At 50.4% G+C, this 13,698-nt stretch carries 15 protein-coding genes; 9 read left to right on the top strand and 6 right to left on the bottom strand.

The features are described 5' to 3' along the window. Positions 1-308: 308 nt before the first annotated feature. A complete protein-coding gene (locus tag AC4BAN_RS04490; RefSeq protein ID WP_490563178.1) occupies positions 309-1,292 on the top strand; it encodes a pyruvate dehydrogenase complex E1 component subunit beta in 984 nt (327 codons plus the stop codon). Between the two features lie 107 nt (positions 1,293-1,399). Here AC4BAN_RS04490 and AC4BAN_RS04485 read toward each other — a convergent pair whose 3' ends face one another. The 3 genes from AC4BAN_RS04485 to AC4BAN_RS04475 form a co-directional block, all read right to left on the bottom strand. Next, a complete protein-coding gene (locus tag AC4BAN_RS04485; RefSeq protein WP_490563177.1) occupies positions 1,400-2,380 on the bottom strand; it encodes a YihY/virulence factor BrkB family protein in 981 nt (326 codons plus the stop codon). Positions 2,381-2,471: 91 nt separating this feature from the next. Next, on the bottom strand, positions 2,472-3,146 hold the full coding sequence (locus AC4BAN_RS04480; RefSeq protein ID WP_490563176.1) for a nitroreductase family protein: 675 nt from the start codon (positions 3,144-3,146) through the stop codon (positions 2,472-2,474). A gap of 108 nt (positions 3,147-3,254) precedes the next feature. Beyond that, on the bottom strand, positions 3,255-3,962 hold the full coding sequence (locus AC4BAN_RS04475) for a class I SAM-dependent methyltransferase (RefSeq protein ID WP_490563175.1): 708 nt from the start codon (positions 3,960-3,962) through the stop codon (positions 3,255-3,257). 229 nt (positions 3,963-4,191) lie between these two features. Between AC4BAN_RS04475 and AC4BAN_RS04470 the strand changes: the two genes are divergently transcribed. Then, on the top strand, positions 4,192-4,725 hold the full coding sequence (locus AC4BAN_RS04470; RefSeq protein WP_490563174.1) for a DinB family protein: 534 nt from the start codon (positions 4,192-4,194) through the stop codon (positions 4,723-4,725). 198 nt (positions 4,726-4,923) lie between these two features. Then, positions 4,924-5,391 (top strand): MaoC family dehydratase, encoded by a 468-nt coding sequence (locus AC4BAN_RS04465; RefSeq protein ID WP_490563173.1) that lies wholly within the window; start codon positions 4,924-4,926, stop codon positions 5,389-5,391. Between the two features lie 153 nt (positions 5,392-5,544). Here AC4BAN_RS04465 and AC4BAN_RS04460 read toward each other — a convergent pair whose 3' ends face one another. After that, on the bottom strand, positions 5,545-5,766 hold the full coding sequence (locus tag AC4BAN_RS04460; RefSeq protein ID WP_490563172.1) for a hypothetical protein: 222 nt from the start codon (positions 5,764-5,766) through the stop codon (positions 5,545-5,547). 156 nt (positions 5,767-5,922) lie between these two features. On the opposite strand from AC4BAN_RS04460, the gene AC4BAN_RS04455 reads away from it, so the two are divergent. The 4 genes from AC4BAN_RS04455 (at position 5,923) to AC4BAN_RS04440 (ending at position 10,168) form a co-directional block, all read left to right on the top strand. Then, positions 5,923-6,828, top strand: coding sequence for a LysR family transcriptional regulator (locus AC4BAN_RS04455; protein ID WP_490563171.1), 906 nt, complete (start codon positions 5,923-5,925; stop codon positions 6,826-6,828). 73 nt (positions 6,829-6,901) lie between these two features. Then, positions 6,902-8,095: a threonine synthase gene (locus tag AC4BAN_RS04450; RefSeq protein ID WP_490563170.1), complete on the top strand. Its 1,194-nt coding sequence runs from the start codon at positions 6,902-6,904 to the stop codon at positions 8,093-8,095. Positions 8,096-8,159: 64 nt separating this feature from the next. Further along, positions 8,160-9,509: an MATE family efflux transporter gene (locus tag AC4BAN_RS04445; RefSeq protein ID WP_490563169.1), complete on the top strand. Its 1,350-nt coding sequence runs from the start codon at positions 8,160-8,162 to the stop codon at positions 9,507-9,509. A gap of 68 nt (positions 9,510-9,577) precedes the next feature. Further along, a complete protein-coding gene (locus tag AC4BAN_RS04440; protein WP_490563168.1) occupies positions 9,578-10,168 on the top strand; it encodes a DUF922 domain-containing protein in 591 nt (196 codons plus the stop codon). A gap of 69 nt (positions 10,169-10,237) precedes the next feature. Here AC4BAN_RS04440 and AC4BAN_RS04435 read toward each other — a convergent pair whose 3' ends face one another. Continuing rightward, positions 10,238-11,773, bottom strand: coding sequence for an FAD-dependent oxidoreductase (locus AC4BAN_RS04435; protein WP_490563167.1), 1,536 nt, complete (start codon positions 11,771-11,773; stop codon positions 10,238-10,240). A 354-nt stretch (positions 11,774-12,127) separates the two neighbouring features. Between AC4BAN_RS04435 and AC4BAN_RS04430 the strand changes: the two genes are divergently transcribed. Continuing rightward, positions 12,128-12,856, top strand: a complete 729-nt coding sequence (locus tag AC4BAN_RS04430) for a ZIP family metal transporter (RefSeq protein WP_490563166.1) — start codon at positions 12,128-12,130, stop codon at positions 12,854-12,856. A gap of 54 nt (positions 12,857-12,910) precedes the next feature. Next, entirely contained in the window at positions 12,911-13,267 is a 357-nt protein-coding gene (locus AC4BAN_RS04425) for a tRNA-binding protein (RefSeq protein ID WP_490563165.1), read from the top strand. A 3-nt stretch (positions 13,268-13,270) separates the two neighbouring features. Here AC4BAN_RS04425 and AC4BAN_RS04420 read toward each other — a convergent pair whose 3' ends face one another. Beyond that, positions 13,271-13,645, bottom strand: coding sequence for a DUF4296 domain-containing protein (locus AC4BAN_RS04420; protein WP_490563164.1), 375 nt, complete (start codon positions 13,643-13,645; stop codon positions 13,271-13,273). Between the last annotated feature and the right edge of the window lie 53 nt (positions 13,646-13,698).

Genomic DNA, 13,698 nt, shown 5'->3' with positions numbered 1-13,698 from the left:
AATTTTGGCTCCTGTCCAAATGTATGGCCCTATAAAAAATATACACATGGCAGAATCCCACCCTTATACTTCCTGTTTTACGATCAAAGCAGGGTAGCGGATACCCCGGGGAGGGCAAAAGTGGTCAATGCCTGACCAATCTGCCTTGATGTACAAACGATAACATGCTGTAACAGGTCCGATAAAGCCCTGGTCACGAATTATAGTGCGCGGCCCTTGCCTGCTCTACTCCATAAAAACCAGAAGTACATTGTAAATTGGCAGAGTTCTCTTAATTTTACCTCCTGAACCGAGAATTAAACATCTATATGCGAAGTATACAGTTTAGAGAGGCCCTGCGCGAAGCAATGACAGAGGAAATGCGCCGTGATGAAAGCGTTTTTTTGATGGGAGAAGAAGTTGCCGAATATAACGGAGCCTACAAAGTTAGCCAGGGCATGCTGGAGGAGTTTGGCCCCGAGCGCATCATCGATACCCCCATCGCAGAGCTTGGTTTTGCGGGCATAGGCGTTGGCGCTTCCATGAACGGACTTCGCCCTATTATAGAGTTCATGACGTTTAACTTCTCCCTGGTTGCCATCGACCAGGTGATCAACTCAGCAGCCAAGATGATGTCCATGTCAGGTGGCCAGTACTCTTGCCCGATCGTTTTCCGGGGCCCGACCGGTAGCGCCGGAATGCTGTCGTCGCAGCACTCCCAGAACTTTGAGAACTGGTACGCCAACACCCCCGGACTGAAAGTGGTAGTACCCTCTAACCCGTACGATGCCAAAGGATTGCTGAAGTCCGCTATTCGCGACGGGGATCCGGTTATTTTCATGGAGTCTGAGCAAATGTATGGCGACAAGGGCGAGGTTCCGGAGGAGGAGTACCTGATTCCGATCGGTGTTGCCGATGTAAAGCGCGAAGGTACGGATGTAACGATCGTGTCGTTTGGCAAGATGATGAAAGTAGCCTTGGCCGCAGCTGATGAACTTGCCAAAGATGGTATTGAGGCCGAGGTTATCGACCTGCGCACGGTCCGCCCGATAGATTATAAAACACTGATCAAATCTGTAAAGAAAACGAACCGGATGGTGGTGGTGGAAGAAGCCTGGCCTTTGGCGTCGATCTCCGCAGAACTCGCCTATCATATCCAAAGCAACGCCTTCGATTACATGGATGCCCCGGTGAAGCGCGTTACCTGCCGCGACGTGCCACTTCCGTACGCCCCCACCCTGATTGAGGCCTCGTTGCCCAACGTGGAGCGCACCATGGATGCCGTGAAAAAAGTGATGTATAAAGAGGTGTAAACCTTGAATTACCTAAAACACAGGAGGCGGGACTGATCAGTTCCGCCTCCTGTGTTTTAGGTGGTCTCAACTCCATACTTTCCTGCAACTTTAAGGGGTTTAAGACTCTATTGTCCCGTATCCTCCTCTTCAATTTCTTCCACCTTTACCTTTACGGCATGTTCCTCGGGGCGTATGCCATGGTCTCTTACCCTGGAATAGACCTGGGTAAACTCGGCACCCAGCAGAAAGATGATGGATGTATAGTATACCCACACCAGTATGAGCACCAGCGAACCGGCAGCGCCATAGGTGTCAGCCAGCGGATCGTGCTGAAAGTATAGGGAAAGTATGTATTTGCCTATCACAAACAGGACAGCTGTAACCGTGGCTCCCACCCACACATTATACCACTTGATCTTAGCATCTGGCAGTACTTTGAAAACGGCCGCAAAGATGCATGTACTCACCAGCAGGGAAACCAGGATGTTTCCGATTGTGACAAAATACACCGCCGAGCCGGTTAACGTAGAGCGGAGGTAATCGTATACCACGCCCAGCACCACATCCAGCGCAAGCGACACTAAAAGCAGAAAACCTAAACTGACCACCATGGCCAAAGAAAGTACCCTGGCGATCACTAATTGCAACCAGGCCTTTTCAGGCTTCGCTTTCACTTCCCAAATGGCGTTCAGGGAATCCTGTAAGGCCACAAAAACGGTGGTGGCCGTAAAGATCATGGTCATTACGCCCACAAGGGTGCCAATAGAGCTGGCCGGCGATTGACTGGCATTTTCGATGATGCTTTGTATCTGCTCAGCACTGCTTCGCCCTACAATGCCCCCGATCTGATTCACCAACTGCCCCCGTACTGCCTCCTGCCCGAACACGGCACCCGCGATGCGGATGGTGATGATCAGGACGGCCGGAAGGGAAAAAATAGTATAGAAGCCGATAATGGCCGCATAATCCAGTGGATTATCATCTATGAATTCCTTAAAAGTGCGCTTCGTTAGGCTCCAGGTAAATTTAAATCCTTCTTTCATGTGCGATGAGTAGTTGAAAATGCCGTGTAGGGCTTCCGCGTCCAGGCTTATACCTCCTGTCATACGGCACAAACATCGCTTCTGATACCTTTTGGAGGCTGCGCGGGAGGATGAAGCTACTATGATTGTTGTTCAAGCGTCAATCACCAGCTAATCAGTCATACCAAACGGCTACCTGCTCCAGGCTTTTCCGCTTGATGTCTGGTACTTGCACCTCATCGGCAGGATAGCCCACAGGCAATAGCAAAAAAGGGCGTTCGTTTTCAGGCCGTTGCAGCAGCTTGGTCAGGAAGTTCATCGGGCTGGGGGTATGGGTTAACGTAACCAGCCCGGCCTGATGTATGGCAGCGATCAGAAACCCGCAGGCGATGCCCACCGACTCGGCCACATAGTAGTTGTTGCGCTTGCTGCCATCCGCTTTAAAATCATAGGCCTTCTTAAACACCACGATCAGCCAGGGCGCCACCTCCAGGAAAGGCTTTTGCCAGTCGGTGCCGAGGGGAGCCAGGTCCTCGAGCCACTCGGGTGTCATGCGCCCGTTGTAGCTGTCGTATTCCTCCTTCTCGGCCGCGGCCCTGATCTGCTGCTTAAGCGCCGGGTTCGAGATGATGCAGAAAGTCCAGGGCTGCTTGTGCGCCCCGGATGGTGCGGTGGCTGCTGTCCGGATCAGCTGCTCTATCACCTGCCTGGGAACCGGTTTGTCAGAAAACGCACGAACAGACCGTCGCTGGTCCATCCGGTCATAAAAAGCCTCAGCGCTTCGCACCGTTTCTTCCGGGGTAAACTGCAATGGGTGGTAAGTAATAAAGGGGTATGCGGTTGCCGACATAGGGGTATAGAATTTTAAACTTTATACTATTGAAATGCCTTAAAGCATGTTTAGATTCTCATTTTACCATCGAAAATAAAACTAACACATGCTTTTAAACTCTTCCGTTTACAGCAAGGTAAGCCTGGCCAGGTAATTCCCGGCATCGCCTTCGTAAAGCACCTCCAAATGATAGCCATGCTTTTCAGCATAGTCTTCCAGAATGGCCGGATCGATAAAAAGCCAGTCGAACCAGCCGCTTTCCTGCTCCTTGTATTTCATGTTGTATTTCACCACGCCGTAGTAGCCAGCGTTCAGGTCCACCAGAAAAGAGCCATCCTCCTCCTCAAACATATACAGGATATCAGAAGACTCCAGCAGGATCTGCCCCGAAGGCTTTAGCAACTTTTTTGCGTATTCCAAATAATGCTCCAGCCCCTCCAGCGTGCCCGCTATCCCGATCCCATTCATCAGCATCAGCAGGGTGTCAAATTCGCCGCTCACATCATACACGCTCTTATGCACGACCTGCTGCACCCCTTGCAGCCGCATGGCCTCCACAGCACCAGCTGAAATATCCAGGGCAGTCACCGTTGTTCCTTGGTCCTGCAAGGCCAGGGTATGGCATCCGGCTCCGGCGCCAATGTCCAGCACGGTTCCTTTACAGCTTTCCAGAGCGAGTTTCTCCAGTTCAGGCATTTCGTTTAGCTGCCTGAAGAGGTACTGCACCGGAATGTGGTCGTCTTCCGTCAAGTTACTTTCCACGGTTATCATCGCCTGCTTTTCGCCTGCCATAAAATCCAGTAAAGCAAGGCCGATTGGGTCGTTTGTAGTCATATGGTTAATTAAACAAGTGCAAAGTAAGGCACAATTTAGGTATTTAAGAAGAAAGGTAGCACAAATCCAATTATACTTAATCCTAAATATATTGCAATTGAACTACAGCTCAGCTACTTACCTGTTTTTGCATGAACCAGCGTATTGCATTAATCAAAAATTTATGTAGATTTAGCTGTAGAAAAACGTTAAGCATATGAGTGCAGCAGTTTATAGTCATCTTCAGCTTATGAATACAAAACTGGAAATCAAGTATTTACGCTTAGAGAAATCACGGAACCGTTTGCTTGATGAGCTCGACGGATTGGATGATACTTTACTGAATACTTCTATAACGAATGGCAAGTGGTCTATTAATCAAACCATCAGCCACATGATTCAGGTGGATAAGCTGACAACGGGCTATGTGCAGAACAAGATTGCGAAGCAGGAGAAACTTGCCTCCTCTACTCTGTCAAATGTTTTCAAGTCGATTTTGCTTAAGCTGGCCTTAAACTCTGGCAGAAAATTTAAAGCACCAGCCACTGTAGCAGAAGTACCTGAGCGCGCTTCTATCGCGTCGCTCCGGAAGCAGTGGGATGAGGTGAGGTTTGGCCTGGAGGATGTGCTCACGGAAACGCCTGACCATATGTTGGATCATTACCTTTTCAGACATCCTTACGCCGGCCCCCTGTCCCTCACACAGACGCTAGGTTTCCTGCAGGATCATTTCGATCATCACCTCCGCCAGATACAACAACAAAAAGCGGCTTTACTTAAATAAGCTTCTTCCAATAGTAACTTATAGCGAAAGAATAGTTTTAAAAATGCCTCCCCAATACAAATGGACAGGCATTTTTACTTAAATATTGCATTTCCCGTATTATCTTTATCGCTGACTACGCTTTCCTGCCCAACTAAAAGCTTTAGAGTTGAGTACAAGAGTCTTCTGTTATCCTATGTAACCAAAAAAACACGGCGCATGAGCATGCTTACAATCCAAAATTTTGAGGAGTTCGAAAAATATGAAGGCTCAGAACTAGGCCTGTCTGAGTACCATACTATTACTCAGGAGCAGATTAACAAGTTCGCGGACGCCACCCTCGATTACCAGTGGATACACCTGGACCAGGAAAGGGCTAAGGCGGAGTCACCGTTCGGAAACACTATTGCCCATGGCTACCTGACCATTTCGCTTCTCCCGTATTTATGGGCACAGATCGTATCCATTGAGAACCTGAAAATGCAGGTAAACTATGGAATTGAGGAACTTCGGTTTAACCAGCCGGTTTTAGTTGATGGCCAGGTACGCTTAAGGGCCAAGCTGCTGTCGTTGAAGAACCTGCGGGGCATAACAAAGGCACAGATCGAGGTTGCAATGGAAATAAAAGACAATAAAAAGCCTGCTTTTACGGGTGTGGTTACTTTCCTCTACCATTTCACAAGTTAAATGATTTGGTTGTTGGCTTGAAGAGGGTATAAAGTATCAACCGCTCTTACTGAAGACCTTTTATCTGGTGCTTCTGTAACAATACTTTCTTAAAGCAACAAACCCTTCGCTTTCGCGAAGGGTTTGTTGCTTTAAGAAAGTATAAGGTCTGTCTTACTTCTCGCTTTTATTTTCATCATCGTCATTCTTGTCCCAGGCACCCTGCCCTTGTTGCTGACTTGCGGTAGCGCCTGTTCCATCTGTACCTAAGTCAACGGCGCCTTTGTAGTTTGCGGTATTTGAGTACTCGTCGGGCATGGGCGTTGCGTTTGCTCTGCTATCGGGTTTGCCTTTTTTATTCTGTTCTTCGTTTTTCTTATCTGTTTTGTCAGCCATAGTTTTCTACTTTAAGTTTTATTTATCAGATAAATGCCCGTAATAATCACAGGCATTACCTTGTATTTGGTACGGCCATCCAGGTTTGGGGTTTTGCAGCTACCATGTCATTTGCTTTTTTGCTACCTTACCCTTCCACACACAAAAAGATAAACTGTGCTCTCACACCGTCATGTCGTATTTTTGGAAGTTGCCCGGCTCCTGAGCTTTACCAAAGCCAGTCAGAGCCTTTTTATCAGCCAGTCTGCTATCAGCAAGCATGTAAAAGCGCTCGAGATATACTACAGAACAGGTCTTTTTGAAAGGTTGGGAAACAGCGTGAACTTAACCCCTGCAGGAAGCCTGCTTTACCAGAAACTTTTGCTGGCCCGCCAGTTAGAGCATGAGTTGTATGCTGAGTTTAAAAGCATCAGCACCGAATTCCTGCCCCAGGTACGCATGATCATTGGCTCCAGCACCACTATCTCGCTGTATATTTTGCCACCCATACTTTCGGAGTTTCTCCAGCATAACACCAATGTGCAGCTGACGCTTGTGAACCGCAACAGCGAGAATATCCTGAAGGCACTACTGGCACAAGAAATTGACCTGGGCATTATAGAGGGGATTAACAAGGTGCACAACGTAACTTATACCCCGTTTATGTCGGATGAGGTAATTGCCGTGTGTGCGGCGCAGAGTCCGTTAAAAGATGCCAGGCTTGAAACAAAAGACCTTTATACCATCCCACTGGCCCTACGCGAGTATGGTTCCGGCACCCTGGCGGTGTTAGAGGAGGCTTTAGAGCGCAAACAGATCAACCTCACCGACCTGCCGGTTAAAATTCGGCTGGGGGGCACGGAGGCGCTTAAAAACTTTGTGCGGGCAGATAACTGCCTCTCTTTTCTGCCCAGGCCCGCCGTGTTGCAGGAACTGGCATCCGGCGAGTTGATAGAGGTGCCGATCAATGGGCTTCACGTAAAACGCACTTTCCATTTTATCCAGCGGAAGGGTACAGAAAATGACCTTTTCTTTAGAGATTTCATCAAATTCGTAAAAGGGCAGTATTCTAAAAAGGAATAGCCCATTCCTTTTTTGTATTTTGTTTCTTCATAGCCAGGCCTTTATTTTCCGTAGTATTTATTTTAAGAATACCATGGAAACCTCAATACATACACCTAGTTACCTCAGTCATTTAAGCTGCTCATCCTGCGGCACCAAATACAATGCCTTTGAGCCCCAGTTGGTTTCGGCCTGCTGCCAGCTACCCCTCGAATCGCGGTACGATACGTCAGAAACAATCAGCAAGCAGGAACTGTCCGCCCGGGTGGGCAGCATGTGGCGCTACCGGGAGTTTTTGCCCGTACTGCACGACGAGAACATCGTTACGCTGGGTGAAGGCTTTACCCCCATACTTCAGTTAAACAACCTGGCCGCAAAGTATGAGTTGAAAAAACTGATGCTGAAAGATGAAGGCCAGAACCCGACAGGCTCCTTTAAGGCCCGTGGTTTGAGCATGGCCATATCCAAAGCAAAGGAGTTTAACGTGCCAGGTTGTATCATACCCACGGCCGGCAATGCGGGGGTAGCCATGGCTGCCTACTGCGCCAAAGCAGGCATGCGGGCCGTGGTGGTCATGCCGCGCCACACCCCTAAGGCGTTCCGGGAGTCGTGTTACTGGTACGGGGCCCAAGTGGAGCTGGTGGATGGCCTGATCAATGACTGTGCCGCCCGTGCCAAACAACTAAACAGCACAGGCGAACTGTTAGACGTGTCTACCCTCAAAGAGCCCTATCGCCTGGAAGGCAAGAAGACCATGGGCTTTGAAATAGCGGAGCAACTGCACTGGGACCTTCCGGATGTGATACTTTATCCTGCCGGCGGCGGCACCGGCCTGATCGGTATCTGGAAGGCATTCAAAGAAATGCAAGCCATCGGCTGGTTGCCTAAAACTATCAAATTGCCCCGCATGATTGCCGTGCAGGCAGCTAACTGCCAACCCCTGGTCGAGACTTTTTTTGGCCGCCAGGCAAATTGCAGTACCTACACCGGCATGCCAACCATTGCCAACGGATTGGCCGTGCCGCGCCCCCTCGGGGAGCTGATGATGCTGCGGGTATTACGGGAGTCAGGTGGAACAGCGGTCAGTGTGTCGGAGGAGGAGATGCTGCAGGGTTTACGGGAATTAGCCAGGGCAGAGGGACTCTTTGTGGCACCCGAAGGAGCTGCTCTTTGGATGGCAACGCGTAAACTGCTGGAGCAGGGCCTGCTTTCTCCGGACGAGAAGATGCTGTTGCTCAACACAGGTTCGGGCGAGAAGTACATGGAAAACGTGGAGGGGAAGTATTAGGCCGAAAGGCACTGCCGCTTCCAAAGAAAAGCGCTAATTTTGCGGGCTCTTACAGCACACCGCTATGAATACCGCAGAATACAAGGAACACTTCTCCAAGAACTTCACACTGGCCTACCCAGTTGTCTTAAGCCAGTTGGGCCATATCATGGTGAGCGTTTTTGACAGCCTGATGGTAGGGCAGACAGGTACGCTCCCGCTGGCCGGAGCATCGCTGGGGAACAGTATATTCACCATCACGCTGGTGTTCGGCTTGGGGGTTTCGTACAGCATTACCCCACTTATAGCGGCGGCAGAAGGCCGACGCAACTATACACGCATCTCATTGCTGTTGCTCAATGGGCTGGTATCCAATGTGTTGCTAGGTATACTTCTGTTTACAGCAGGCTACTTCTTTTCCCCGTACATTACACACTTAAACCAGCCTCCTAAAGTGGTGGAACTGGCAATCCCCTACCTGAACATTCTTTTCCTTTCCATGGTGCCCCTCATGGTGTTTCAGGCTTTCCGCCAGTTCGCCGAGGGGCTTTCGCTCACCAAGCAGGCCATGTACATATCGGTGGTGGCCAACAGCCTGAACATCGTGCTCAACTACATCTTGATCTTTGGGAAGCTGGGATTTGAGCCCATGGGCTTGATCGGCGCCGGCTGGGCAACCCTGGTCTCGCGCGTGATCATGGCCCTGATGATGGCGGGTTATGTACTGTATGCCAAACGATTCGAGATCCTGAGGAAATACCTGAAGCTCCGCCACCTGTCTGTGCTGCACATGTACCATATCTTCCGGCTTGGCCTTCCTATTTCGGGGCAGATGATCTTTGAGATGGGGGCCTTCAGCTTTTCTGCCGTTATGATCGGGTGGCTGGGCGCCAAGGAACTGGCAGCCCACCAGATCGCCATCAACGTGGCTTCCGTCACTTACATGATGGCCAGTGGCATTGCTGCTGCGGCCACCATCCGGGTTGGCAACCAGAAAGGGATGGGCAATTTCAGGGGCATGCGTGTGGCGGGGAACAGCAGCTTTGCCATGGGCATCCTGTTCATGATCGGGAGCGGGCTGCTCATGATCCTGGCCAACAATTTGATCCCGATATTATATATCGATGATCCGGAAGTTATCCATATAGCCTCTACCCTGCTGATCATCGCCGCCCTTTTCCAGATTTCGGATGGCGTGCAGGTGGTGGGCCTGGGTGCCCTGCGCGGCCTGGAGGATGTTCGCGTGCCCAGCCTGATTTCGCTGGTCGCCTACTGGGTGATCGGGCTGCCTGTGGGCTATTTACTTTGTTTCAAAGCCGGACTGGGCGTAAGCGGCGTCTGGACCGGCCTGTTAGTAGGATTATCCGTAGCCGCCATACTTTTGTTCCTGCGTTTCAGGGACTTAAGCAGCAGATACAAAAAAATTGCACAATAGTGCGGCACTAAAAGCATAAAGGTTGCGTTGCTTTTTCTGAAGACCTTTTCACTTTTAGCCAAGTCAAAATGTTTATACTTCCTCTGTCGATGGCGCTCTGGATAGGCACCATTGCCTCTTTCCTGCATCCAAGCACTTCCGCAAAAGCTGCTGAAACGGCCCTGAACGAACCAGTTCGGGCAGCCATCGCGTTTGAGTCTCTCTCCTGGTCTGATGCCCGAAGGCTAACATGGGATGATTTTAAAGGAACGCCGGACGACGGGAGTCTCCACCATGCGCTCACAGCGGCAAACCTGGCAGTAGATGCCAAATGCAGCAGCAATAAACTGTCCTACGAAGTGAAGTGTGTGTTTCTGCCCAACGAATCATGGTCCAGGAACAAGCGCTCTGAAAAGCTACTGCAACACGAGCAATTGCACTTTGACCTGTCGGAGGTGCATGCCCGGCAGCTGCGCAGAAAGCTGCAAATGATGGACACCAGCTGCAGTAACTTGCAGGCCAACCTGAAAATAGCCGTAAAGGGTGCTTTTCAGGAATGGAAAGAGGAGCAGCAGCGCTTCGATGAGTCCAGCAAGCACGGGCTTAACAAAGATGAAGAGTATAACTGGTCTGTAATAATTAGCCAGCGCCTGTACCAGTTGCAGGCATATGCCCAATAAAGTAAACGGGCACATAAAAGCGCCGACCTACACTATGCATGCCGGGGCTTTTATGTGACTGTCGTAGTGTTAGTGCTTGGGCTTTTCCAGATCTTTTGTAGCCGGTCCGGTTATCACTTTACCCAGTGGGTCGAAGCGTGAACCGTGGCAGGGGCAATCCCAGGAGCTTTCCAAGCTGTTCCAACTCACCACACAACCCAGATGCGTACACACAGCCGAGCACTCGTACCGCACACCATCCTGGTCGCAGTACACCGCCACTTTCTCGGTTCCTTTTCGCATGATGCGCCCGGTTCCGGGCATGATCTGCATCTTATCGTCCACCTCGCCAGGCGTTATGTAGTCTTTAAACTGTGCGGCCACGTTCAGGTTCTCTCTCAGAAACTCCCCCGCTGACTTTAGGTTGATTCTGGCGGGGTCATAGAGTTTTGCCCACTCGTTGGTTCGCCCCATGATCAGGTCTGTGATCAGCATGCCGGCAATGGTTCCGTGCGTCATGCCGTGGCCGGAGTCGCCGGTGGCGATATACACGTTGTCTGTGTCTCCCGGATTCCGGCCAATATACGCCAGGCCATCCACCGGTTCCATTACCTGCCCCGACCAGATATACTCCACCAGACCAGCCATCGGAAACTTTAATCTGGCCCAACGCTCCAGTTCCTGCAAGTGCTTCATGGGGTTATCCTCCTGCCCTGTCTTGTGGTCGGCGCCGCCAACCAGCAAAAGGTCCGTATCGCTGCCCCGTGCTTCGGCTCCTAACAAGCGTACGTAGTGGTAAGGGTCGTCCATATCCCAGAACAGAGCATCCGGCACCGACTCTTTCGGCACGGCCAGCCCGACCACATAGGTGCGATATGGCGCCTGCTTGGTGTGGATGGTGACCATGTCGTTCACGGGGGTATTGGTGGCTACCACCAGTTGATTAGCAGAAACGGCATGGCCATCTTCGGCTACCACCGTCACTACAGGACCGGTTTTGAAGTCAACCACCTTGGTACCGGTATAGATCTGTCCGCCCTTGTCGATAAACGCTTTGGCAAGGCCCGCCAGGTATTTCATGGCATGGAACCGTGCTTGGTCAGGGTACTGCAGGCAAGGAAGGGCGGTTAGCGTATCCAGGGGGCATTCTTTTCGCATCACCACATCGTTCCAGCCTATTTGTTGAGTTGCCTCCAGCTCACGCATCAGTTCATCTCCCTGCTCTCTGTTATTGGCAAAAAGGTAACCGTTCACGCGTTTAAAATCACAGTCGATGCTCTCTTCCTCTGCAATCTTCTCGATCATGTCAATCGCACGGGCATGGCTCTGGCAGGCAAGGCGTGCATTCTCCTGACCGAAATTCTTGATAAGGTTGGTAAACCTGTCGTCCAGGGCATTGGAAAGATGCGCTGTGGTCCGGCTGGTTTCGCCGCCACCAATTGCCTTAGCCTCCAGCACAATTACCCGCCGGCCCTCTTTTGCCAGCATATAGGCTGTCGTAAGCCCTGCAATTCCGCCGCCTACCACGCACACATCGCAGGTCAGGTTTCTGTCTAAGGGATGTGTTTCAGGCAAATTAACGTTCTCTACCCAAACAGGTAAGCTACCTCCGGATTCTTTTTTCATAGTTTCTTGATTTTACACAACATTGTGGCAACCCATGCCACAAATGGGATATGCTAAGGATTACGGAGTGCAAAAAGTATAAGTTTCTGAAGTGCAGCCACTGCCAGGTTTAAGGCCATTCCAGCCAGACCGGTTGATTTTAAAAAAAAGCTGAAAAGGAAGCTCCAGTAACTAAGCTGGTAGATGCAGGTGGAACTTTGCTGCTTGTGTTGCCATATGAACGTGCGTGTGCAGAACCAATACGCGCCAGGTGCAGTAAGTAGAAAATGCTTTCTGAAAGCCAACCTTAAATACAGGTCACGAGGCGAGCAACGCGCATGGCAGCATGATTTTTTGTAATAAGAAACCAAACTGATGACAGCAATCCCCAGTGTTTACTTCTTCGCGCTTATTCCCGTTATCTCAATAGTTATAGGCGGTATGCTAGCGCTTTTTAAAACCCCCAGCGGGGCCTTTCGCAGTTCGGTTTTACACTTTACGGCAGGAGTGGTGTTCTCTGTGGTAGGCGTTGAACTGCTACCGGATATAGTTGATAGCCACAGGCCCCTGGAGGTTGGGATCGGTTTTAGCCTGGGAGTGCTTGCGATGCTGCTGGTGAAGTATTTCGCCGACAAGCTGGAAGACGCTGCTGTTGGGGAGAAAAGCAGTGCCCTCCCGCTTGGGTTGATCGTTGCTCTAGGCATTGATCTGGCAATAGATGGCCTGCTGTTGGGTGTTGGGTTTGCTGCCGGAGAAGCAGAGGGAACCCTGCTTTCCGTGGCACTGGCCTTGGAAACATTCTCTTTAGGCCTGGCCGTCGTGCTGGCTTTCGAAAATCCCACGCTCGTGAAACAAAAGATCTTCCTCATTCTGCTAACTTTGGGGGGCATCTTTTTCATTGGGGCTGCGGTGGGCATCTCATTGCTCTCTAACTTATCCGTGGAAGCCTTAGAACTTGTCTTGTCCTTTGGTTTGGCAGCTTTGCTGTATTTAGTGACGGAAGAGCTCCTGACAGAAGCGCACGAGGAGAAAGAAACCGCTTTACAGACCAGCCTTTTTTTTGCCGGTTTCTTGATTTTCTTGCTAATCGGCATGGTAGTTTGAACGCAAAGCGCCTGCAATAATACAGTATCTAGACATTTAGTAAAATTCTAACCTATGCATGCACCCTCAGAGCCACAGGAAACGATAACCTGGCAACATTTTGAGCAAACCGATATACGCGTTGGCACCATTGTAGAAGCGGAGGCTTTTCCGGAGGCCCGCCGGCCGGCTTACAAACTAACCGTAGACCTTGGCCCACTCGGTTTTAAAAAGACAAGCGCACAGATAACAAAGCATTATACCACATCAGAGCTGATCGGTAAACAAGTCATTTGTGTCATCAACCTGGGTAAAAAGCAGATCGGCAATTTTATGTCGGAAGTGCTGGTCACAGGTTTTTCGGACGAGTACGGGGATATCATCCTGGCGCAGCCCGCTGGTTTTGTACCCAACGGAAGTAAACTGCACTAGCGGTTACCCGGCACGCAATGAGGTAGGTGGGCCTCCCGCAGCCCTAAGCTTCGTTTCGCGCACACTCAGCGTGTCGATGATGATCTCATACAAAGCATCCATCTGCTTCAGGTTACCCTGGTAATAGCGGTAGGTATCCCGGAACTGCTGCTCGGTTACCCCGTGCTTCTGCAGTATCTCCTTCTGCCAGTAATTAAAGGCCATGAGGGCGGTATCGGGGTAAATTACTTTCGTTTCAATCTGCGATTCGGCAATGTGGATATCCGCCAGGATCTGTACCATCTTGTCCTGCGGCACCAGATTCCTGGGCCTGTCTGCCGATTGACTGCCACAGCCGAAGAGGCTCAGGCAAAAAAGTATGTAGAAAAGTCTTTTCACAGCTTAAAATTACGATAATATATCCTAATTTTAAAATCTGACGCTTCGGCCTA

It is taken from the genome of Pontibacter sp. GD13 (genome assembly GCF_058216355.1).
Note: the sequence above shows the minus strand (reverse complement) of the source record. Positions and strands in the feature narration are given on the sequence as shown.